At 55.3% G+C, this 23067-nt stretch carries 14 protein-coding genes; 3 read left to right on the top strand and 11 right to left on the bottom strand.

Annotation, left to right across the window (positions count from 1 at the left end; genetic code table 11):
- Positions 1-75: 75 nt before the first annotated feature.
- The 9 genes from ACIPDS_RS14260 to bcsR form a co-directional block, all read right to left on the bottom strand.
- Positions 76-1566 (bottom strand): pitrilysin family protein, encoded by a 1491-nt coding sequence (locus ACIPDS_RS14260; RefSeq protein ID WP_166515345.1) that lies wholly within the window; start codon positions 1564-1566, stop codon positions 76-78.
- Between the two features lie 285 nt (positions 1567-1851).
- A complete protein-coding gene (locus tag ACIPDS_RS14265) occupies positions 1852-3138 on the bottom strand; it encodes a dicarboxylate/amino acid:cation symporter (RefSeq protein WP_166515344.1) in 1287 nt (428 codons plus the stop codon).
- Positions 3139-3280: 142 nt separating this feature from the next.
- Positions 3281-5299: a biofilm formation regulator HmsP gene (gene hmsP / locus ACIPDS_RS14270; protein WP_400736988.1), complete on the bottom strand. Its 2019-nt coding sequence runs from the start codon at positions 5297-5299 to the stop codon at positions 3281-3283.
- 151 nt (positions 5300-5450) lie between these two features.
- Positions 5451-8756, bottom strand: a complete 3306-nt coding sequence (gene bcsC / locus ACIPDS_RS14275; protein WP_400736991.1) for a cellulose synthase complex outer membrane protein BcsC — start codon at positions 8754-8756, stop codon at positions 5451-5453.
- The gene (gene bcsZ / locus ACIPDS_RS14280) at positions 8738-9835 is read right to left on the bottom strand and encodes a cellulose synthase complex periplasmic endoglucanase BcsZ (RefSeq protein ID WP_400737617.1); all 1098 of its coding nucleotides are present in this window, start codon (positions 9833-9835) and stop codon (positions 8738-8740) included. Before bcsZ ends, bcsC begins: the two co-directional genes overlap by 19 nt.
- A gap of 6 nt (positions 9836-9841) precedes the next feature.
- Positions 9842-12136: a cellulose biosynthesis cyclic di-GMP-binding regulatory protein BcsB gene (gene bcsB, locus ACIPDS_RS14285; protein ID WP_400736994.1), complete on the bottom strand. Its 2295-nt coding sequence runs from the start codon at positions 12134-12136 to the stop codon at positions 9842-9844.
- Positions 12137-12149: 13 nt separating this feature from the next.
- A complete protein-coding gene (bcsA, locus tag ACIPDS_RS14290; RefSeq protein WP_400736997.1) occupies positions 12150-14768 on the bottom strand; it encodes a UDP-forming cellulose synthase catalytic subunit in 2619 nt (872 codons plus the stop codon).
- Positions 14765-15514, bottom strand: coding sequence for a cellulose biosynthesis protein BcsQ (gene bcsQ, locus ACIPDS_RS14295; protein ID WP_400737000.1), 750 nt, complete (start codon positions 15512-15514; stop codon positions 14765-14767). Before bcsQ ends, bcsA begins: the two co-directional genes overlap by 4 nt.
- A gap of 163 nt (positions 15515-15677) precedes the next feature.
- Complete coding sequence (gene bcsR, locus ACIPDS_RS14300; RefSeq protein WP_166515338.1) at positions 15678-15872, bottom strand: cellulose biosynthesis protein BcsR; 195 nt, start codon at positions 15870-15872, stop codon at positions 15678-15680.
- Between the two features lie 301 nt (positions 15873-16173).
- Here bcsR and bcsE point away from each other — a divergent pair, with 301 nt between their 5' ends.
- The 3 genes from bcsE to bcsG are packed head-to-tail and all read left to right on the top strand — an operon-like array spanning position 16174 to position 19593.
- The gene (bcsE, locus tag ACIPDS_RS14305) at positions 16174-17733 is read left to right on the top strand and encodes a cellulose biosynthesis protein BcsE (RefSeq protein ID WP_400737004.1); all 1560 of its coding nucleotides are present in this window, start codon (positions 16174-16176) and stop codon (positions 17731-17733) included.
- Positions 17730-17927, top strand: coding sequence for a cellulose biosynthesis protein BcsF (gene bcsF / locus ACIPDS_RS14310; protein WP_166515336.1), 198 nt, complete (start codon positions 17730-17732; stop codon positions 17925-17927). Before bcsE ends, bcsF begins: the two co-directional genes overlap by 4 nt.
- A complete protein-coding gene (gene bcsG, locus ACIPDS_RS14315) occupies positions 17920-19593 on the top strand; it encodes a cellulose biosynthesis protein BcsG (RefSeq protein WP_400737009.1) in 1674 nt (557 codons plus the stop codon). The genes bcsF and bcsG overlap by 8 nt, the downstream gene beginning before the upstream one ends.
- A gap of 1481 nt (positions 19594-21074) precedes the next feature.
- Here the strand turns inward: bcsG and dppF are convergent.
- Together dppF and dppD are read right to left on the bottom strand one after the other, a co-directional pair.
- Complete coding sequence (gene dppF / locus ACIPDS_RS14320; protein WP_400737012.1) at positions 21075-22082, bottom strand: dipeptide ABC transporter ATP-binding subunit DppF; 1008 nt, start codon at positions 22080-22082, stop codon at positions 21075-21077.
- On the bottom strand, positions 22079-23062 hold the full coding sequence (gene dppD / locus ACIPDS_RS14325; RefSeq protein ID WP_166515333.1) for a dipeptide ABC transporter ATP-binding protein: 984 nt from the start codon (positions 23060-23062) through the stop codon (positions 22079-22081). Before dppD ends, dppF begins: the two co-directional genes overlap by 4 nt.
- Positions 23063-23067 lie beyond the last annotated feature (5 nt).

The following is a 23067-nucleotide window of genomic DNA, read 5'->3' on the forward strand; positions in this document are numbered from 1 at the left end:
GCGTGCGTACCTCGCGCTGGGTCGGTCCCCTCTCCCCTATGGGGAGAGGGTTAGGGTGAGGGGAAACCCCACTACTTACTGCGCTGGCGGAATATCCGTCACATCCTGATGCACATCATCCGTCGTAGCAGCCACCTCTGGTTTCGATTCGAGCATGATTTTGTTCCAGGTCTCCTGCAAGTCCTTCATATTAAACTCAGGCTCGCCGGTTGGCTGTTGCAAAATCAGCGCCATGTCCTGTGACAGCTGCTGGCGCAGATCCATATTCAGGACATCCAGCGTCAGCGAATCAAGGAAGCTCTGGCGCAGCTTTTGGTACTGCTCCGGCGCAATGTCTACCACCTGATTTTGCTGTGAACGTATGCGCTGGTTAATGAGCACGTCGGTATCCATTCTGGCGTAGGTCGCAAACAGCTTTTGCAGCTCGAGCTTTTTCTGCGCAATCAGCGCATCAAATTCGTCTTGCGGCAGACCGTTTTCACGAATTGCGGCCAGCTCTCGTGCAACCAGTCCCAGATTACCGTCGAGCTTTTCGCCCGGAGAATCCAGGTTAATGCTGCACTGCGCGCGCAGGTAAAGCACGCGGCAATCGAAGCCCAGCCCGATGTCTTTCATGTTGGTACGGCTTAGCTTTTGCTGAACGTGCCAGAACAAGGCTTCACGCGCCAGGTCCGCACGCCAGTAGCGCAGAAGCGCCGCTGATTCGCGGATGGGCTGCCACGGCGAGTCCCACATAATGGACAACCGGTCCTGACTCACCGCGTTAGTCATAATACTTACGGCTTCCGGGCGCAATGGCGATAACGTTGGCACGATGGCTGGCGTTTCGCGCTTGCCTTTGAGCTCACCGAAAATTTTGCCGATCTGTTCGATGGTCGCACGGCTATCAACATTGCCCACCACGACAAGCGTCATGGCATCCGGCGTGTACCATTTTTGATAAAACTCGGCGAGTTGCTTGGCATCTACTGGCTGCTTCAACGGTTCGGACGGATCGTGGCCCAACATGGTCGAACCTTTCAGGCGATAGCGCCACCAGCCCTCTTTCGTGTCCTGCGGCCAGGTGGCGACCATATCCTGCTCAGCCAGCGCGCGGCCCACGGTTTCAGTGGTGATGTTCGGTTTCGCCAGCGAGCTTGCCAGCCAGACCAGCGCTTCTTTTTGCAAATCGCTGCGGTTATTCGGCAGGCTCAGGTTAAAACGGGTGTAATCATAAGAGACAATCGCCGGCGGGAGCGGGCGTTTTGGGTCGATTCCCTGCTGCCACATTGAGCGCACCTGCGCAGCAGGCAGGCTGCCGCTTTGGGTCAGCGCGATACGCGGAATAAGGTGGCTGTAGCCGGTCTGCTGAGCGCTTTCGTTCAGCGAACCAATATCCACCGAGAGCCGGATTTCTACACGGTCACTCGGACGTTGCGGAGTGGCAAGCACCTGCCACTGGAAACCATTTGGCAGCGTACCTTGTTGCCAGGCCGGGTCCGGCTGGAGCGTTTCTGCCTGCACACAGCTGGCTGCTGCCATCATCAGCAAACCACCGGCTAAAAGTCGAATTGTTGTGCCCTGCATGTGAACCCCTGATGAACATTCCTGGTGACTTCCTGAAGGGATCGAGCTGCCGCAACGTCAGTCGCCGCTCTGTCCCTTGAGGGAATAAAAGATAACCGCACTGGGGCCGTTATCAAAAATCTTGAAGTAAATACGTCAGTTAGACCACACAATCACGTAAATGTTGCATAGCTAAGTAAAATAAAAATCACCTTAAACTTATGCTAACAGGTTCAGTAAAAGACGCGCCTAATTATGCGCAGGAGCCCGCACTCCAGCAAGGGAGTACGGGCTTAAGTGAGAGGATTAAGAGGATAATTCGTGCGGTTTGTTAGCAGTCGGACGGTTATTAAGCACGTCGTCGAGCTGTTTGGCATCAAGTTGTTTCACACGCTTCGCCACCACAATCGTCGCCACACCGTTACCAATGAGGTTAGTCAAGGCGCGCGCTTCTGACATAAAGCGGTCGATACCCAGAATCAGCGCCAGGCCGGCAACCGGCAAGTGCCCTACCGCTGAGATAGTCGCCGCCAGCACGATAAACCCGCTGCCGGTAACGCCCGCCGCCCCTTTTGAAGAGAGCAGGAGCACCACTAACAAGGTGATCTGGTGGAAGATATCCATGTGGCTATTGGTCGCCTGTGCGATAAACACCGCCGCCATCGTCAAGTAGATAGAGGTTCCATCGAGGTTAAACGAGTAGCCGGTTGGAATCACCAACCCCACCACCGATTTACGACAGCCCAGCTTTTCCATCTTATCGAGCATGCGCGGCAGCGCCGATTCTGAGGAAGATGTTCCCAGCACAATCAGCAGTTCTTCTTTGATATAGCGAATAAATTTGAAAATGCTAAAGCCGGTCGCACGGGCAATCGAACCCAGCACCACCACCACGAACAGGATACAGGTGATGTAGAAGCAGACAATCAACTGCCCCAGTTGCACCAGCGTACCGACGCCGTATTTACCGATGGTAAAGGCCATCGCCCCGAACGCACCAATCGGCGCCAGGCGCATGATCATGTTGATAATGCCGAAAATAACCTGGGAGAAGCTTTCAATGACATTGAAGATCAGCTGGCCTTTATGCCCAAGACGATGGAGGGCAAAACCAAACATCACCGCAAACAGCAGCACCTGCAAAATATTCCCGCTGGCGAACGCGCCGATGACGCTTGACGGGATGATGTCCATCAGGAAGCCGACAATTCCCTGATCTTTAGCCTGCTCGGCATACATCGCCACCGCTTTGGCATCAAGCGTTGCCGGGTCAACGTTCATTCCGGCACCGGGTTGCACTACGTTTACGATAATGAGGCCGATAATCAGTGCAATCGTACTGACCACTTCAAAGTAGAGCAGCGCCACGGCACCGGTTCGGCCTACCGCTTTCATACTTTCCATGCCAGCAATCCCGGTTACAACCGTACAAAAAATAACCGGGGCAATAATCATTTTAATCAGTTTTACGAAGGCATCACCGAGCGGCTTCATTTGCGCGCCCAGTTCCGGGTAATAGTGACCGATTAATACACCGATCACTATCGCCGTCAGCACCTGAAAATAGAGGCTTTTGAAGAAAGAGGTTTTCATAGGATGTCCTTAAGCTATAGCCACAGGAAAAGTAGGGGTTAATTTTACCTGTGGGCACAAAATAACATCCGGGAAACATAATCGAAATATTTGTACGTGATTTTGATACTTAATTGTTAAAAACTTGAGCTGACACGCATAATCACGCGTCATTTACTTCCGGCAGCAGTGATTTCTCCTTGCCTAAATAATCCTGCTCAAAGACCTCTGCCGGGACGGCGCGCGCAAACAAAAAGCCCTGGAGAATATCGACCTCAGCCGCCTTCAACCATTCATATTGCTCTTTTGTTTCAACACCTTCGGCAACGATTTGCAGGTTGAGGCTACGCCCAAGCTGAATAATTGCCGCCACCATGCTGGCATCTTCCGGCAGCGTTTCGATAAAGATTTTGTCGATTTTTAAGATATCGACCGGAACGGATTTCATATGCTGTAGCTGACGCAGCCCGGCGTAGCCCATACCAAAATCATCCAGCGCGATGCGGACGCCGGCATTGCGCAGCGGACGCAGAATCGCCACCGCCGCTTTCGGGTCATCAATGCGGCGGCTTTCCGTCACCTCCAGCACCAGGGTGCCAGGTGCGATGCGGTAGTGATTTAACAGCGCCAGCATGTCGGACACCATATCGTGGTGCAGCAGCTGTAAGGCGGAAATATTCACCGACAACGGCAGCATAATGCCGCGCGATTGCCACACCGCCAGCTGGCGGCAGGACTCTTCCAGCACCCAGTGACCGACGGTCACCATCAGGCCGCAGGATTCAATATTGTCGATAAGATCGTCGGGTAACACCCAGCTACCGTCCAGCTGGCGCTGGCGCAGCAGCACTTCGGCGCTACAGATTTTGCCGGTAGCGGCCTCCACCTGCGGCTGAAGCCAGACGGAGAATTGTTGGTTATCCAGCGCGGTCAGAATATCGCTCTCTTCCGTCAGACGTTTCTGGGCTTTCGCCATCTGGTCTGGGTCGAAAAACTCAATCTGATTTTTCCCTTTACGGCGCGCGGTGAAGGCGGCGGAGATCGAGCGGCGGTAGAACTGTTCCGCGGTCAGGCCTTCGCTGCCCATTGCAATCCCGATACTGGCGCTTGGCCGGAGCTGGATGCCCTGCAACGGCAGCCGCTCGTTAATAATAGTAAGTACTTGCTGACCTAACGTAATGGCATGCCACGGCTCTTTAACGCCGTTGGCCAGAATGGCGAAGTCGTAGCCGCTTATCTGCGCCAGCACCATACGGGGCGAAATCACCTGCTTAATTTTCTCCGCCAGCGTGAGCAGTAGCATCTCGCGCTGCTCCTCTTTTAGCACGCCCGCCGTATCCTGTAGCGTTTCACAGGCGATGGTCAGCAGCGCGACCGGGGATTTGCGCGCCAGACTCTGCTCCAGCAGGCCCAGCAAAAAGGCTTTGTTCGGCAGGTCTGAGATGGGAAAACGCGTCGATTGGCCGCTAAGTTCGTCGTATTGACGTAATAACGCCTGCTGATTACGGTTATAGCTGCGCACCAGCGTACCGATTTCATCGTCATGATGCAGCGGCGGCAGCGTCAACTGGTGCCCGATGCGATCCGCTCCCGGGAGATCGTGTATCTCATATGCAATCTTGCGCAGCGGTCTGACAATCAGCCGGTTGATGCACCAGGTGAGCGCGACGGTCAGAATCAGCACTAAAAGGAAGTAAGCGGTCACTATCGTTGCCAGCGCGCTCATCACGAATTTATACATGCGATAAGAGTCAGCCTGAAGCACCAGATAGGCCAGCGGCTGCGGATTTGCCGGGCGTTCCAGTGAATAAAGCGGCAGCGAAATTTGTACCGGCAATTCAAAGATACGGGTGATGTTCACCGGCACCGGGCGTTCGGGGATAAAGCTCATGCGCAGCGCCTGGAACTGATTCGGCAGCACCACGTCTGCGCGGCTAACAATTCCGGCTGGCTGAATACGTTCAAGAATGCTTTCGGCTTCTGGAATATCCGCCTTAAGAATGGCGGCGGACAGCGGCTGGCGCACGGAGCGCGCGATACTCTCAAGTTGCGCAGCGGTGTTATAGCGATCCTGCTGAACAAAATGGAACAGCAAGATGAAGCAAAAGATAAATAAAAACAACATGGTTACCACAGCAACCATCGCCATTTGTTTTATGGTAAGTGAACGGCTGACGCGCAAAAGAGCTCTCCACAGATACGAACGTATTGCTCAGGCATTGAGAATAACGAGGCTGGCGCCAAAGTCAAAATTGACGCTGACACAAAGATTATAACCCGGTCTGTAACCGGGTTATATAAGACGAACACTTAGAGCACGATTACTTATAGCGCTACCAGTCGGCGTAAGGCACCAGCGGCTGCGGCGGCATATCGAGATCGCCCTGCCAGCCTGCGGCAGAATAGCGCACATAAAGCAGCGCATGGCTTGGCGTGTAATCCTTCGCCTGCTGAATATCGACGCCCGCGCCAACAAACCAGTTTGATGTTACCCGTCGCTCGACAATGGCCCGCGCCGTGTAACCAAAACCCTGGCTGCTGCCGCCGCCGTTAGTGGCTTCACTGGCGGCTTTTTGCCATTGCGACGGGATAAGATTCATCAGCGGATAACGCGGCTCAGTTTTGCTGCGCGAATGTGACCAGGACACCGAACCGCCCAGCTCCCACGACCAGTTTTCGGTACGCTGACGCCAGTTGACCGGCACCGCAAACGACACGTACTCCTGAGGGCTGTAATAGCCGCCCTGGCCCAGCGTGTAGCCGCTCAGGTCTTTCTGGTAGTGCCAAATCATATTATTCAGCCCCACCGTAACCCGGCGATTATTTTCGTTGATCGCTTTGTAGTAATAGCCGGTCATCCAGCGCACGCGCCAGTTGTCCGCCACGTTCTTACCGGTTAGTTGATCGCCACCCAGTGACGCCCAGATACCGTTGGCCTCACCTTTGTCATAGCTCATGCTAACAACGCCACCGTCGGCACGAACGCCACCCCAGGTGGTGCCCGGATGCAGGCCGCTGCTGTTATCTTTCTGTCCGCCAAATGCCAGCAGCGAACTGGAGACCGGGCGGCGGTGTGCGTTCAACGTGTAGCCCACCGGGCCAAGATCGTTGCTGTAGCTCAGACCACCGACGACATCCACCACCTTGAAACCCATTGGCGTGGTGCCAATATCCGCGTCCCAGGTGTCATTTTTCCAGCCAATGGCTACGCTTGCGCCACTGTCACTTTGATTCTTCGAACCGTAACAGGTGGCGAGGTCACACGTCCCCCACTGTTCTTTATACGCATTATTTTTACTGGAGAAGGTCCCGGCATCCATATTCACCAGATCCGAGCGGAAGAACATGCGCCCATCATAAAGCGGGGCATCCACCTGGAACATGGTGGTGTGCGCTTTCAGATCGGAGTAACCACCCGTGCCGCTGGAACCCCAGAATTCATGCTGAAGCGTGACGTTCAGATCCTGCTGACGGTAGAGATCGGCGGCATCGCTGCGCACGCCGCGCTTGAGCCAGTCATCTTTCGCGTCATTACGCGTCAGACGGGTAAAGCTGTCGTTATCCTGCGGCCGCGCCGGGGTGATATCCGCCGCCACCATCGCATCTTTGTAAGTCTCCAGCGCCCGTTGTGGATTGCCGTCCAGCGCCTGATAGCGCGCGGCATCACGCAACACCATCGCGCTTTCCATTGAAGGCGGCTGTGCTTTGGCCTGTGGCACCATGGCGGTAAGCATTTTCTGCGCCGCAGCCGTGTCGCCCAATTGCGCGCTGACTAGCGCAATCCGGCGCTGGGTTCCCAGCGATCGTTCGCCTTCGGCAGGCAAGGCGGCCAGTTGCTGGCGCGCCGCCAGGGCATTCCCCTGCGCCGCATAAACTTCCGCCAGCCCCAGACGAGCGTCTTCATTCTGCGGTTCTTTTGCCAGCAAGGCGTTGTATTCCGCCAGCGCGGTAGCATTATCGCCCCGCTGCTGCGCCCAATCGGCCAGCGTTGAATGGATACGGGCTGACTCTGGCTGTTGTTTTAACAGCGCAATGGCCTGTGGCTCCTGACCAGCATCCCGCAGCAGGTTGGCCCGGGCAATAAGCTGGTCACTGCGCAGCCGCGTATCCAGTTCACGAATATTGTCCGTCCACTGCGCCGTCGGTAGCGCGGCCAGATGCGACAATGCCGCCTCATCCTGTCCGTTACCGGATAAATACAGGCTATAGGCATACACCTGATCGGCATCGGTCGGTTTTTTGCGCGCCAGATTGAGCATCAGGTTGTCGGCTTCGGCGCGTTGCCCGGCGCTGACCAGGTCACGTGAGAGCCGATAGGTTATCCAGACGTCATCCGGCGACAGCGCCAGACGACGGCGCTGCAATTCGGCGGCCTGCGCCCAGCGCCCCTGGTTCTCAAGCGCCTCTGCCTGCTGCGAAAGCCGGTCATTGGTCAGACTACGTTCGATATCATCAATACTGCGTCGCTGGCTGGCGGAGAGACCGTTGATAAAGGCCGTCGCGCGCTCGGGTGATTGCGCGCGATAGAGATTCGCCAGTCCGCGTATCGCGCTGCTGTTGCCTTTATCCAAACGCAATGCTTGCTGATAGTAACGCTCAGCGCCCGCGCTATCTTTTCTGGCGAGCGCCACATCGCCTAGCCCCAGCACCGCATAGCTGTCCGTGGCGTCAAGCCGGCGTGCCTGCTGATAAGCGCTCTGCGCCTGTTCCAGATTATTGGCTTTCAGCGCCGCGTCGCCTTTGCGGATAAGCGGCCAGTAAAGCTGCCAGGTCTGCGGTTTGCTGGCTTCCACTTCTGCCGCTTTTGCCTGCTGTTCGGCCTTCGCGCGCTGCACCGGGTCAGCCATTTGCTTTTGCTGCTCCGCCAGCATGCCACGCGCGCTATCCACCGACTCGCCGGTGCTGAAAATCATCAAATAACGTTGCAACGCCTGCACGCTGGCCGGGCTGGTTGGGCTATCTTTGATGGCATTAAACCAAAGATCGCTTGCCGCCCCGCGACCGCTGGAGGATTTTGCCATCTGCTCAAGCACCGCAAACGCGTCATCGCGCTGGTTGCTGGCAAACAGCATGTTGACCAGGGTTATCTGTAGGCCAAGGTTACCCGGCGACTGGCGGTTCAAGGCTTGCAGATGGTTAAGCGCCTCATTGCGGCGCTCAGGAATTTTCGCCACCGTCGTCCAGTACTCGACGGCGTAATCACCGTCCGGCGGCGGGCCGTTAAAGGCTTTCTCATATGCCGCAAGCGCCTCTTGGGCATGGCCGGTGGTGGCCTGCAAACGCGCTTCCTGAAGCGCCTGACGCCCTGCGCTACTGTTGAGGCCAATTTCAATGCGTGCCGCGTTGTATTCCGCCGAATTCGGGGCCACCTGCGCCAGTTTATCCAGCTGTTTTTGCGCCCCCGCACCGTCGCCCTGACGCAGTAAATAGCGCATCCGCGCCGCCAGCACTTTTGGATTATTCGGGTTAATAAGTTCAAGTCGATACAGCGACTGCTGCACCAAATCTTCGCGTTTACTGGCCTCGCCCAGGCGCACCTGGTTGAGCAACTGCTCTTCTGCCGAGGTATCCGCAAAGCCTGGCGGAACAAACGTCAAGCCAAGCGAGAGAGTGATTAAACTTAGTGTGAACTTGCGCATTCCTGGCCCCAGTCAGGTAGTAATTCGCCGCGGGCGCTAAAGCGAAAACGGTGTTGATCCCAGCCCTGGCCAAAAAGGGTCAGCACAAAATTATAGTACGCATCCGCGCCGGGAAAATGGTCGGCAACGCGCTGGCGTTGTACCGCCGTGGCGTCACGATTTTGTAGGAAGGGTAATAATGAGGCAGAGAAGCCTACCGGGCCATCGCCGGTGACTTTGCCCGTGGCTATCGCTACTTTTTCAGGGGGAAGCCCCTGCTTGACGGTCTGCGCCGCCATCGCGTTAAAGCGTTTAAGCAAACGCGCTTTTTGCGGGTCGGCATCATTCATCATACCCACCCACAGATAGACGCGAATAGCATCGTAGCTGCCGATGACATCCGTCGCTTTTAGCTGCCAGCCCTGCGTTTTATCGTAGCTCACCCAATCCGGGGAAAAACCCTGCGGTGCGGTATCCATCAATAGCTTGAGGTTCGTGTCACGCAGCGCAGTCCACGGTGCGCCGAAGCGGCTGAAATACTGCGCCACCTGCGGTGGTAAATAGCTCGGATTAAAGCGCCAGCGTGTCTCCTCAGCAAAGCCCACGCGACCGGGCAGCAGCATTAAGCCTAAGCCCGGCACCTTCACCACTTCATCTTCAGCGATTTTTGCCAGCAGCGCTTTGCCGGTGGCGCTGTAGTCGTCGTTTTTCCACAGTCTACCGGCTTCAAGCAGCGCCCAGGCAATCCAGATATCGGAGTCAGATGCAGAGTTGCTATCCAGCACCGTCCATTCCGTTTCGCTCTTTTTACCCCACAGCCAGGCCGGAAGATTCTCGCGCAGGGAGCCTGCGGCGAGATTATTCTGCGTCCAGTTCAGCAGCGAAGCGAACGCCTTTTGATCGTTGGCTGCCAGGGCAAAGAACAAAGCGTAGCTTTGCCCCTCCGAGGTGGTAATTTTGCGCGAATCGCTGGGGTCGATAACGCGCCCTTCGGCACTGACGTATTCCTGCTTAAACTGCTCCCAGGCCGGCCACTGACAGGCGGCCTGAACCTGGCCGCCGAGGGCGCATAACACGATTATCCAGCGCAGCATTTTCATCAAGGCTTACTCGTCTTCTGGATCCAGGCGACGACGGCTAATGATACGCAGCAGACGCCACAGTACCCACGCCAGCAGCACGATACTTATCGCCGCAAAGATAGCTAATAAAACGGGGTGATTTGACAGCGCAAACCACACGCGTTCAAACCACGGCAGGTGGCCGACATAGTAAATATCGCCCACGCGCAGGCTGCTGACGCCCGATTCACGAATCACCGAGACGGAGCCAAACATCGCCGCGCGTTTGCCGCTGTCATTCAGCGCATTGTTCAGTAGGTTGTAGCCGGTGGCGCTGTCCGCCAGCAGTGCGACAACGCTGCGCTGTTTGTGATACGGCGATTCAAAGCCGACGATCGCCGCCATCGGGCCTGTGGAGGTGATCCCCGTCTGCACGCTTGGCTGACGATCGTCCGCATCCAGATAGATGCTCGGCAGATCGTTATGGCGCACCGGCGTTTTCACCCAGCTCTGGGTGGCATTCACCAGCAGGTCGATATGCTTGTCATCTTTGAGTTTTTGCGGAATGGAACCAATCAGCAGCAGATCGGCGTCTTTATCCTGAATCTGATTACCCTCATCGACGATAGTCATTTTCGCGCCCGCAAGGCCAGTCTGGCCGCCAATGACGCCAACGGCGTTCAGCAACGTACTGACCTGCGCCTCTGACGGCGTTTTTGGCATGACGATAACGGTGTCGGAAAGGTCAGCCATGCGGGTGAATGGGAAGCCAGCGTTGGCAAACGTACGCAGGTCCGGCATCGGCAGGAAGTGATAGTAATGCGAGAAGTCGATAGTCGAATCGTCGCTAATTACCACGTGGTTCTGTACCGGCTGGAAAGTGACGCAGTTATCTACCGAGCCGCCGGGCATCGGGTTCATATACTGGAAGTCAAAGCGCAGCTGGTTCATCGCGCCCAGACGCAGCGCCGGGATGCTGACATCATTTTTACCGTCCAGCAGACCTTGCAGAATCGGCAGGCGCAGCATCAGTTTATTGACGTCCTGCGTGCTGTTGAGGCTAAAGGATTGCAGGAACTGGTTGTTCAGGCTGATGTCCATCCGCGAGCTGTCCTTCACCGGCGGCATGGTGTAGCGATATTTCAGATCCATATCAATGCCGGTACTGCGCATCAGGTAGAGATCCGGTGGCAAGTTCAGCGACAGGTTGATAGACGCAGGCTCAAGCCCGGTCGACTGTAGCTGCTGCTCGTAGGTTTTCAGCTCGCCAAAGGTGACCGGGCGGTCGGTACGCACCCAGTTCGGCGCATCATAAGGCACGCGCGCCAGCAGCGGTTTCACTTCATCTACCGTAACGCTATCGCCACGGAACAGAATATTCCCCGACGAGATCCCCTGTGCCGCTTGCAGCAGGTCTTTATCATCACGACCAAAGACCACCAGCAGTTTCAAATACGGATTGGTCGGGTGATCTATCATTTCGACCGTTGGCGCTTTTACCGGCGGATGATCGCGCAGGAAGTCCGGGCGATTATCGTTGGTGGCAAAGACGATAGCATTGCGGTCAGGCAGTGAATTGTAGAGCACCGGGAACGTCTGGCCGCGCCAGCCCGCTTTCGCGCCAAACCAGGATGCAATAATCCCTGCCGCCTGCTGTTGCTGGAGGTCTGGGGATTTGGCAAATACCATCGGCAAATTCAGCGCGCGGTTATCGCGGGCGTCAAAGAACGGCACCGGGAAGTGTGAAAGGTCATTGCGCAGCTTCAGCGACTGGTAGGTTAAATCCAGCGAGCTGTTACGGGCAACATCGAGCCACACGGTGGTGTTCGACGGGTTTTCACAGACGTCGCGATAGTGGCCTATAAACTCAAGGCGCACGCGGTTAAAGTCGGTGATATACAGCGGGTCGACGGCGATTTGCGTTGTCACCTTCTGCCCAAGCTGCTCTTTGGTTACCGGCAGCACGCCCATCAGCTCATCGTTAAGATAAACCTTCAGCTGTGAGGTCACCGGCAGTAATGATGGCGATGGCGTATAGGTCAGGTTCAGCATCGCCTTCGATACCACTTCATCGCTGCGCATCCCAAACTCAATGCTGCCGTTCGGGTTTGCGCCCCGCAGCACCATGCTGCCCGGCGGTGGCGCAATCTGCGCGAAAGAGAGCTTCACATCACGGCCAGGCGAATCTTCCACCACCACCGGCGTGGCAGCCACGTCAGGGGTCGCCGCCTGCGTTGGGGCAACGGACAGTTCGGTCGTTGGTTCGGAATACGTCGTAAGCGGTAGCAAACCGCCCACCCCCATCGCCACTGCACAAATCCAGGAAAGGTTTCTTTTCATCGCATCATCATCATTATTGTTGAGCCACAGCCGATAGCGGATGCTCGATTATCACGCCGCGCTCTGGACGACGCGGGACGAACGAGGCCACCCACGCCACAAGCGAAGTGAGTGACCGGAAAATTTCTTTTGCCACCGGCGGCGCAAATTCTGCCAGGTGGCGATAACCACGGAACCCCAGCTTCAGAATATCCATTAAGCTTTCCAGCGGTTTATCTTCCGGGAAGCTGTCTTGCCAAAGCGCCCACGTATCCGCGCGCGCAAACGTACACTGCACAAAATCGATATGCTGACGGGTGCTCATCGGCAGTAATTTGAGGCCGACTTCATTCCCCAGCACACGCACCACCTGAGTCGGGAAGACATACTCTTGCTGGCCGCGTTTGAGCAGAAGATTGACCTTTTGCTCCTCCAGCACCTGGGCATCGCCGTTAATTCGGATCCCCACGCCGCCGTCTGAGAAGTCGTGAACCGTACAGGAGAAGAGATGACCATCTTCGCGGGAAATCGCCCCCGGCATCTTAATTTCCACGCGGTGCGAGCGTCGCACCTGCTTACTTTCAACCGATACCGCTACCGCACCGCCAAGGATAATCAGGTTATAGAATACCCACAGCAGACTGACCCATACGGTGAGGATTTCATCTTCCGGCCCGTACATGTAACGCCAGATACCAAACGCCACGCCGAGCAGATTCAGCAGTACCAGATAGATATACGGGCGGGAGATCACCCAGTCGACATACTCTTCTTTCACCAGGCCACCTTTGGCGGTGACGTTGAACTTGCCTTTATGCGGGGCGAATAGCGCCACCATGGTCGGCGGCGCAATGTACCAGGCCAGTACCGTTTCATAGATTTCACTCCAGAAGGAGTGGCGGTATTTACCCTGAATTTTCGAGTTAGTCAGGCTGGCGTGAATCATGTGCGGGAACACAAACAGCGCAATCATCAGCGCCGGGGCGTAAATGATGTAGGCGTGTAAGAGCAGGAAAGCCAGCGGCGCGGTCAGGAAGATAAGCCGCGGGATACCGGATAAGAAGTGGAACATGGCATTCAGGTAGCAAAGCCGCTGCGGTATTTTTAATCCTTTGCCAAACAGCGGGTTATCGAGGCGGAAGATTTGTACCATGCCGCGCGCCCAGCGAATACGCTGACCGATGTGCGCAGACAGGCTTTCTGTCGCCAGACCCGCCGCCTGCGGCAGACGCATATAAGCCGAGGTATAACCCAAACGGTGCAGGCGCAGCGAGGTGTGCGCATCTTCGGTGACGGTTTCAACGGCAATGCCGCCTATCTTGTCCAGCGGCTCGCGACGGATAACCGCACAGGAACCACAGAAGAAGGTGGCATCCCACATATCGTTACCGTCCTGCACCAGTCCGTAGAACAGCGTACCTTCGTTAGGTGTTTTACGAAAACGCCCCAGGTTACGTTCAAACGGATCCGGCGAGAAGAAGTGGTGCGGCGTCTGCATCATCGCCAGCTTCTTATCTTTAAGGAACCAGCCCATGGTCATTTGCAGGAACGAGCGCGTTGGGACGTGGTCGCAGTCGAAAATCGACACGAATTCGCCTTTTGCATATTTAAGCGCGTTGTTGATGTTCCCGGCTTTCGCATGTTCATGCGTCGTTCGCGCGATATATTCAACGCCCACATCTTTGGCAAACTGGCGGAATTCTTCACGGCCCCCGTCGTCCAGGATCCAGACCACCACTTTATCTTTCGGCCAGTCGATGCCCAATGAGGCGTAAACGGTATTTTTAACGACGTTGAGGTCTTCGTTGTAGGTCGGAACAAAAATATCTACGGTCGGCCAGCTATCCATATCCTTCGGTAGCGGTACCGGCTGGCGATTGAGCGGCCAGGCCACCTGGAAGTAGCCCAGCACCAGCACAATCCAGGCGTAGGTTTCAGCAAACAGCAGTATCAGGCCACAGACGAGGCTCACCGGATCGTTCCAGTTCAGCGTCGAGGTATAGCGCCACCAGATGTAACGACAGGAGACCGTCAGCGACAATACGATAAGCATCAGCGCGGAGAAGCGCCCCGGAATACGTCGCACCAGCAGCGCAACGCCCCACAGCAGCAGCAGGAAGACAAACTGCGAAAGCGGGTTAAACGGCTGTGTGATACACACCAGCGCCAGAAGGAGCGATAGCGCCACCACCACTCCAAGAATCAACCGACGCAGTTTAGGATTGAGATGCGCCAGCTCCTTTCTGTTCGCCCGGTCGCTCGCTTGCGGATTGATGCGTGCCGGTAGTTCGTCTGCCCAACGGATGTAGCGGTTGCGTAGCCGGTCAATACCTGCCAGAGGGCGCCATTCGCGGGGTGTACGGCTTTCCGGCGGTTTCGTGGCAATGAGCCAAATGGCTTGTAATAGGTAACGTAGCGGGTCGAGCGGGCGCGGACGAGAGAAATTAATATGCGGGAAAAGCACGTCCTGACGCACAAGTAACGCCTGCCAGCGCGCGTTCTCCAGCGGCAAAAACATCCATGCCAGTCCAACCCATAGGCAGGTTAGCGTTGCTGCGAGCGCCGACGATTTGTTGCGACGATAATCCATGTAGCGTGCGCGAATACGCGCATAAACTGGCGGGACGAAGATCCAACTGCCGAGGCGAATCATGCTTCGCGCTCCGCCGCATGATGTCCGGCATAGTGCATCAGGCACCAGTTGGCGAGGGTGATCATCTCTTCCGCCGCCAGGGAGTCATAGCGATATTCGCCCAGCGGCTGTTTGCTTGCCAGACTCTCCGCCATCGCTTCATCGCGGTGGATAACCACCGGTAATAACCGAGGCTGGGTTTGTAACCAGACCTGGTAGAGATCTTCTTGTAAAGGACTGCTCATACGCAGGCCGTTCAGTAAAAGGTGGGTATTCGTCGGCAGCGGCTGTTGATGCAAGCGGATATGGCAGTTCGCATCCGGTTTCACCACGGTCAGGGTAAAGTGACAGGCTTCAATAAGGGGGGATGTCCAGGGATAAAAAGCCTGCGGCAGGTCAATCAGGATCCACTGGTATTTCCCCTCTTGCTCTAACGTACTGGCAAGGGTGGCAATAGCCGCCAGCGTGTCGCCGCGGGTGTGGATATTTTGCTGCTCACCTGCCTGCAACTGACCAAAAGGGAGAACATCGATATGCGAGGTGTAACGCAAACCTGCATCACGCCAGTCTTTACCGTCCAGCAGCGCACGCGCCCAACCGCTGTCACGACTAATCTCGTCGTTAAACGACAGACGCAGCATGTTGTCCGGGCAGGCATCGATAACCACCACCGACTCCCCGAGCAGTTGCAAAGACCACGCTAATGCCGCCGTGACGGAGGTTGTACCCACTCCACCACGCAGGCCCTGTAATCCCAAAATAGCCATTCTGGCTTCCTTAGAGCCTATCCCAGTAGGCGTAATTGTTGAAGCCAGTTTGGTGCCGGACAGCGCGCAGAAACCGCAGCGTACACGGAGTACGTGAGGATTTCGAGCACTGCCCGGTGCCAAACTGGCGAATAAAATAGCCTAATGGGTTAGGCTCTTATTTTTATTTGGCATTTTGTTCTGCAAACTCCGCCAGCAGTGGCCAACGCTTAAACGCCGCAGCTAATTTTTCTCGCTGCGAAATATCAGTGTAATCTATATTGGGTAGAGAGAAAGCCCGGCTCAGCGCGATAAAATCATTCTGAAAGGTGTAACCAAGTTGCGAATCAACTGATTTCACAGGTTTATTATCTGCCATCGTTTATTTCCTCTGAAATCAAATCCTGATGCACTGCGTCAATCGAAAGACAAATTTTCTATGAATTTCGTTTATACTCGTCTTACTTCTGATCGAGCTTATGTGCATCGTCGTTTACGCATTTCGATTACATAGTTATGCACAAACCAGTCGAAATTAACGTTCTTATCACATGGCGATAAGTCGATTTAATAAGATTATACATGCTAAATCTGATGCTATTTAATTTCAATATTAGGTTTATTCTGACGTTTACACTAGTAAACTTAGACGCAAGATTATCGTCGATAAGAGGGACACGATGAACCCCATATTTTCTATTGGTATTGATTCATTGTGGGATGAAGTCAGCCATATGCCCACAGGCGGCGTGTGGTGGATGAATACAGACCGTCATGAAGACGCAATTAGTCTGCTCAATCAGACGCTTTCGGCGCAGGCTGAAGGGGCGAAAGTCGCCGTTGTCAGCATGGGCGAAAATCCAAAAAACCTTATAGAATTAACGGGTAATTCGGGCCCCAAACGTATTTCGATGTTTGCCATGCAGGATAGCGCTGATGGTCTATACTTGATGCGCCGCGATTTGCTCTGCACGCTTCAACCAAATAACTATTTTATTATCCTTGTATGCTCTCATAACGCCTGGAAAAATATTCCTGCGGAAAAACTTTTAGATTGGGTAAAGAAATCGCAGAAATGGGCGAAATACTACCATTGCACTCTGCTGGTACTGAACCCAGGCAACAATGCTGATGCCCAAATATCCCTATTATTAGGTGCATATCGCTCGCTCTCCGGTCTCGCAAGTTTACGTTACCAGGGTGATAGTCAACTGCTGGATATATCTTACTGGGCCAATGAAAAAGGCGTCAGCGCGCGCCAGCAGCTTTTAATTACCCACAATGGTAACCGTTGGCAATTATCTCAGGATGAAATTGCCAACGTTCAACCACGCAGTGATGAAAAAGAAGTGCTGAGTAATATCGCTATTCTTGAAGGCGCTCCGGCATTGTCCGAACACTGGAGCTTATTCGATACCAACGATGCGGTTTTTAATGCTGCGCGTACTGCCCAGGCTGCCACGGTCATATTCTCGCTTAATCAAAACAGTCAGGTAGAACAGCTTGCGAGATTCACCCACACCTTACGCCGCCAGCGCGGCAGTGCATTAAAAATTATCGTTCGCGAAACCACCGCGAGCCTGCGCGCCACCGACGAGCGATTGCTATTAAGCTGCGGTGCTAATCTGGTGATTTCCGCTAACGCCCCGCTGTCGCGAAGCCTGACGTTGATTGAAAGCGTGCAGACGCAGCAGTTCACCCGCCACGTTCCAGAAGATCTCTCGACCCTGCTTGCGAATACTGAGCCGCTGAAGCTCAAGGGCTATCAGAAGTGGGATGTTTTTTGCGAAGCGGTGCAAAAAGTTATCAATAACACCTTATTACCCGCAGACAGCAAAGGCGTGATGGTCGCCCTGCGTCCGGCTCCCGGGCTGCGCGTTGAGCAGGCGCTGACATTATGTCGTCCACACCGTGTCGGCGATATTGTCACCATCGCTGACAACCGGCTGGTGCTGTTCCTCCCTTTCTGTCGGGTAAACGATCTTGATACCGCACTGAACCATATTTTCCCGCTGCCAACCGGTGATATTTTCTCTAACCGCATGATTTGGTTCGAAGATAAGCAGATTTCCGCAGAGCTTGTGATAATGCGTGACGTGAAACCGGAGAACTGGACAAAACCCTTAACGATTGCGCCGAAACCGACCAACGTTATCAACGCCACCTACGAGGGCAAAGGCTGGCGCCGTTATCCAGAACCGCATCGCCTGTCTACGGATACCGAAGGAACACCGTCATGATGTCGATAAGCGATATTATTCAATTGGTTGTACTTTGCGCGCTGATTTTCTTCCCGCTAGGCTATCTGGCGCGCCATCATCAACGACGCATTGAGAACGCGTTTCGTCTGATGTTTCTTAAACCCCGTTATGTTAAACCAGTAGGCGTTTTACGCCGGGATCTGGCCGCCAGGGCAAAATCAAAAAATGACTAAATCGACGCAAAATGCCGCCACTCAACCTTCCCCACTTTGGCATTACTGGCGGGGACTGGCGGGCTGGAATCTCTATTTCCTGGTGAAATTCGGGCTGCTGTGGGCGGGATATTTAAACTTCCACCCCATGCTCAATTTGGTCTTTATGGCGTTCTTATTGCTGCCATTACCGAATAATCGCCTGCACCGCTGGCGGCACTGGATAGCTATTCCGCTAGGCTTTGCGTTGTTCTGGCATGATACCTGGCTCCCCGGCCCTGAAAGCATCATGAGCCAGGGTTCGCAAATTGCTGGATTTAGTGCTGACTATGTCTGGGATCTGGTTACCCGCTTTATCAACTGGCAGATGGTGGGCGCCTTCTTTGTGCTGGTTGTGGCATGGCTGTTTTTAAATCAGTGGATTCGTATTACCGTTTTTGTGGTCATCGCGATGGTCTGGATCAACCTCAGTACGCTGGTTGGCCCATCCTTTAGCCTGTGGCCTGCGGGGCAAAAAGCCGACGCTACGGCCGCGAATACCGCGGCACCCGCGACGGCGGCTGGCAGCAGTGCCACCAGCGCCGATATTCCGGCGCAAACCGCTGCGCCAACGTCGGATAATCTGAATGCCTGGCTAAGCAGTTTCTATGCCTCAGAAAGCAAACGGGCCACCACGTTCCCGACCGCGCTTCCGGCAGATGCTCAGCCGTTTGATCTGCTGGTGATTAATATTTGTTCGCTGGCGACCTCCGACGTTGAAGCGGCGGGACTGCTCCAGCATCCATTATGGTCACATTTTGATATCCGCTTTAGTAACTTCAACTCCGCAACCTCTTATAGCGGCCCGGCGGCGATTCGTTTATTGCGCGCCAGCTGTGGGCAAACATCGCATACCGACCTTTATCAGCCAGCAGGGAATCAATGTTATCTGTTTGATAACCTTGCTAAGCTTGGTTTTAACCAGCACCTGATGCTCGACCACAACGGCGTGTTTGGGGATTTCCTCAAAGAGGTGCGGAATAATGGTGGGATGCAAAGCCCGCTGATGGATCAAAGCAAACTCCCGGTTAACCTGCTCGCCTTTGATGGCTCCCCGGTGTATGACGATCTTGCCACGCTCAACCGCTGGCTTAACTCACCGGATAAACCCGCCGGTGACCGTTCCGCCACCTTCTACAATATTTTGCCGCTTCATGATGGCAACCACTATCAAGGGCAAAGCAAGACCGCAGACTACAAAGCTCGTGCGCAGAAACTGTTTGATGAGCTGGACGCGTTTTTCGATGAGTTGCAGAAGTCAGGTCGCAGGGTGATGGTTATCGTGGTGCCGGAACATGGCGCGGCGCTGGCGGGCGATAAAATGCAGGTTTCCGGCCTGCGTGATATCCCAAGTCCGTCGATTACCCACGTCCCGGCTGCCGTTAAGTTCTTCGGTATGAAAGCGCCGCACCAGGGTGCCGCGGTGGATATCAACCAGCCGAGCAGTTATCTGGCGATTTCCGAACTGGTCGCACGTGCGGTGGATGGCAAAATCTTCACCGAAGATACGGTTGACTGGTCTGCCTTCACGGGAAATCTGCCGCAAACCGCCGCCGTCTCCGAAAACTCGAATACGGTGGTGATGCAGTATCAGGGGAAACCTTACGTTCGTCTGAACGGTGGTTCCTGGGTGCCATACCCGCAGTAAAAACAAAAAAGGCCGCAGGATTTTACCCCTGCGGCCCGTTTCGGGCGCATGCCGCCACTGCGGCGGACATCACGCCCCGTCAGGTTAGAACTTGAAGAAGTGACGTACCAGCGCGACCACGATTGGGCCGACGATGGAGGTCACAACAGCAAGTAATAACGCCTCGTTGAGCGTCATATAACCGCCTGCGTTGCAATGGCAACCGTTCGCGGCTATCCTCTTGTTGTCGAGCAAGTGAATCGCCCCCGTTATGTTGCCGGTTTATACCAAACAACGTGCGGGGGTTTTCTCTTTCCAGCAACCGATGCCGCCGGGGATCAATGCAGAGATAAGCACCGAGCAGCCCCGGGGGCGGCGTAAACGCCTTGCCCGGGCTACAAATACAAAAAAGGCCGCAGGATTTTACCCCTGCGGCCCGTTTTGGGCGCTGCTGCCACTGCGGCGGACATCACGCCCCGTCAGGTTAGAACTTGAAGAAGTGACGTACCAAAGCGACCACGATTGGGCCGACTATGGAAGTCACCACGGCAAGTAATAACGCCTCGTTGAGCGTCATATAACCGCCTGCGTTGCAATGGCAACCGTTCGCGGCTATCCTCTTGTTGTTGAGGCAAGTGAATGGCCCCCGTTATGTTGCCGGTTTATACCAAACAACGTGCGGGGGTTTTCTCTTTCCAGCAACTGATGCCGCCGGGGATCAAGCCCCCGCAACATTGCGCCTCATCAGAAAACCCGACTTGCCAACGATACTACTGCAATCCGCCGCTCAACTCGCCGTCACCGCCCCATTTTCAGAATTGCGCCCGACCGGCTCGTAGCCCGGCCGAGCAGAGCGACGCCGGGGATCGATGCAGAGATAAGCACCGAGTATTCCCGGGGGCGGCGTATACGCCTTGCCCGGGCTACAAATACAAAAAAGGCCGCAGGATTTTACCCCTGCGGCCCGTTTCGGGCGCTGCTGCCACTGCGGCGGACATCACGCCCCCGTCAGGTTAGAACTTGAAGAAGTGACGTACCAGCGCGACCACAATTGGGCCGACTATGGAAGTCACCACGGCAAGTAATAACGCCTCGTTGAGCGTCATATAACCGCCTGCGTTGCAATGGCAACCGTTCGCGGCTATCCTCTTGATGTCTGGTCAAGTGAATGGCCCCCGTTATGTTGCCGGTTTATACCAAACAACGTGCGGGGGTTTTTCTCTTTCCAACAACCGATGCCGCCGGGGATCAAGCCCCCGCAACATTGCGCCTCATCGGGGAAACCCGACTTGCCGACGATACTACTGCAATCTGCCGCTCAACTCGCTGTCACCGCCTCATTTTCAGAATTGCGCCCGACCGGCCCGTAGCCGGCCGAGCAGAGCGACGCCGGGAGCACCGAGCAGCCCCGGGGGCGGGGTAAACGCCTTGCCCGGGCGACAAATACAAAAAAGCCGCAGGGTTTTATCCCTGCGGCTCTGTTATAGCTGATGAGTATAGGTTTACGCCGTTTTCTCTGGATTTTCGTCCTGATCAACCGCAAAACACGCGACCAACTGACCCCCGTAGTCTTTCAACTGCGGCTGCAGCTGAGTACACGGCCCAAAACGGCGGCGGCAGCGAGCGTTAAATGCGCAGCCCGGCGGTGGATTGAGCGGGCTTGGCAGTTCGCCTGTCAGCTTGATGCGCTCGCGACGGTCGTCCGGATTCAGACGTGGGGTCGCTGAGAGCAACGCCTGGGTGTATGGGTGACGAGGATTATTGAAGATCTGATCCTTCGTACCCTTCTCCACGCAGCGCCCCAGATACATCACCATCACTTCATCAGCAATATGCTCAACAACCGACAGATCGTGCGAGATAAAGACGTACGACAGCCCCAGATCCTGCTGCAAATCCATCATCAGGTTCAATACCTGTGCGCGGACAGACACGTCGAGGGCAGAAACCGGTTCATCAGCAATCACCACGTCCGGGTCGAGCATTAAACCGCGGGCAATCGCGATACGCTGGCGCTGGCCGCCGGAGAACATATGCGGATAGCGGTCGTAATGCTCCGTTTTCAGACCCACCTTCGCCATCATCGCCAGCGCTTTTTCACGGCGCTGCTCTTTGCTAAGCGAGGTGTTTATCTGTAACGGCTCCTCCAGAATTTGCCCCACTTTCTTACGCGGGTTCAGCGAACCGTATGGGTTCTGGAACACAATCTGGATTTTCTGCCGACGCAGTTTCTGCGCCTGTGGATCGTGCTTAAGCAGATCCTGCCCTTGATAATAAAGTTCGCCGCCGGTCGGAATTTCAATCATCGTTAATAGGCGGCCCAGAGTGGATTTCCCACAGCCTGACTCGCCCACCACCGCCAGCGTTTTACCGCGCTCGAGGGTAAAGGATACGCCATCCAGCGCTTTCACCAGGCGTTCCGGGGCGAAAATGCCCTTTTTCACCGGATAGTGTTTTTTCAGATCAATGGCCCGCAGCAGCGGCTGCGAGGTGGCCTCATGCGTACTCATAGTGTGGGCCTCCCGGCATCATCGAGTGGGTAGTGGCATTTCGACTGACGACCGCTGGCAAGCAGGTTCAGCTCGGGTTCAACGCTGCGGCATTTATCCGTGGCATACGGGCAGCGCGGGTTCAGCAGACAGCCTGCAGGGCGATCGTACTTGCCCGGCACCACGCCCGGCAGCGAGGCCAGACGTGCTTTATCCTGGGCAAACTCCGGCAGCGCACGCAGTAAGGCTTGAGTATACGGATGACGTGGCGCGCGGAAGATATCCGTTGCCGCGCCGGTCTCCACCACTTGACCGGCGTACATCACGATGATTTTGTGTGCCGCTTCGGCGACCAGCGCCAGATCATGGGTGATCAGAATCAGCGCCATGTTCTCTTTTTGCTGTAATTCCAGCAGCAGTTCGATGATCTGCGCCTGAATGGTCACGTCCAGCGCGGTGGTCGGTTCATCGGCAATCAACAGCTTTGGACGACAGGCAATCGCCATGGCGATCATCACGCGCTGGCTCATACCACCGGAAAGCTGGTGCGGATATACGTCGAGACGCGAAGCCGGGTCGGGGATCCCCACCTGGTTTAGCAGGTCGATAGCCCGCTGACGACGGGTTTTCTTGTTGCCACCCTGGTGCACCTTAATGGCTTCCATAATCTGGAAACCGACGGTGTAACACGGGTTGAGGCTGGTCATCGGATCCTGGAAGATCATCGCCACTTCGGCGCCCACCAGATTCCGGCGCTCTTTCTCCGAAATACGCTTCAAATCCTGACCGTTGAAGGCGAGGCTTTCCGCCATCACGCGGCCGGGATAGTCAATCAGCCCCATAATCGCCAGAGAACTGACCGATTTCCCCGAGCCCGATTCCCCAACGATACCGACCACTTCACCCTGATCCACACTGTAGCTTACGCGGTCTACGGCTTTAAACGGTGTGCCTTCGTCGCCGAAGTGCACCGATAATTTATCTACATTTAATAACGCCATCTCGA

Source organism: Kluyvera sp. NPDC087067, from assembly GCF_044745165.1.
In the GTDB taxonomy this organism is placed as follows: Bacteria; Pseudomonadota; Gammaproteobacteria; order Enterobacterales; family Enterobacteriaceae; genus Kluyvera.

Coding starts and splice junctions, on each gene's coding strand:
- bcsB (WP_400736994.1), bottom strand. CDS start 12,136: ATGAAAAGAAACCTTTCCTGGATTTGTGCAGTGGCGATGGGGGTGGGC.
- bcsQ (WP_400737000.1), bottom strand. CDS start 15,514: ATGGCTATTTTGGGATTACAGGGCCTGCGTGGTGGAGTGGGTACAACC.
- bcsZ (WP_400737617.1), bottom strand. CDS start 9,835: ATGAAAATGCTGCGCTGGATAATCGTGTTATGCGCCCTCGGCGGCCAG.
- bcsE (WP_400737004.1), top strand. CDS start 16,174: ATGAACCCCATATTTTCTATTGGTATTGATTCATTGTGGGATGAAGTC.
- ACIPDS_RS14265 (WP_166515344.1), bottom strand. CDS start 3,138: ATGAAAACCTCTTTCTTCAAAAGCCTCTATTTTCAGGTGCTGACGGCG.
- bcsC (WP_400736991.1), bottom strand. CDS start 8,756: ATGCGCAAGTTCACACTAAGTTTAATCACTCTCTCGCTTGGCTTGACG.
- dppD (WP_166515333.1), bottom strand. CDS start 23,062: ATGGCGTTATTAAATGTAGATAAATTATCGGTGCACTTCGGCGACGAA.
- bcsR (WP_166515338.1), bottom strand. CDS start 15,872: ATGGCAGATAATAAACCTGTGAAATCAGTTGATTCGCAACTTGGTTAC.
- bcsG (WP_400737009.1), top strand. CDS start 17,920: ATGACTAAATCGACGCAAAATGCCGCCACTCAACCTTCCCCACTTTGG.
- bcsF (WP_166515336.1), top strand. CDS start 17,730: ATGATGTCGATAAGCGATATTATTCAATTGGTTGTACTTTGCGCGCTG.
- ACIPDS_RS14260 (WP_166515345.1), bottom strand. CDS start 1,566: ATGCAGGGCACAACAATTCGACTTTTAGCCGGTGGTTTGCTGATGATG.
- bcsA (WP_400736997.1), bottom strand. CDS start 14,768: ATGATTCGCCTCGGCAGTTGGATCTTCGTCCCGCCAGTTTATGCGCGT.
- dppF (WP_400737012.1), bottom strand. CDS start 22,082: ATGAGTACGCATGAGGCCACCTCGCAGCCGCTGCTGCGGGCCATTGAT.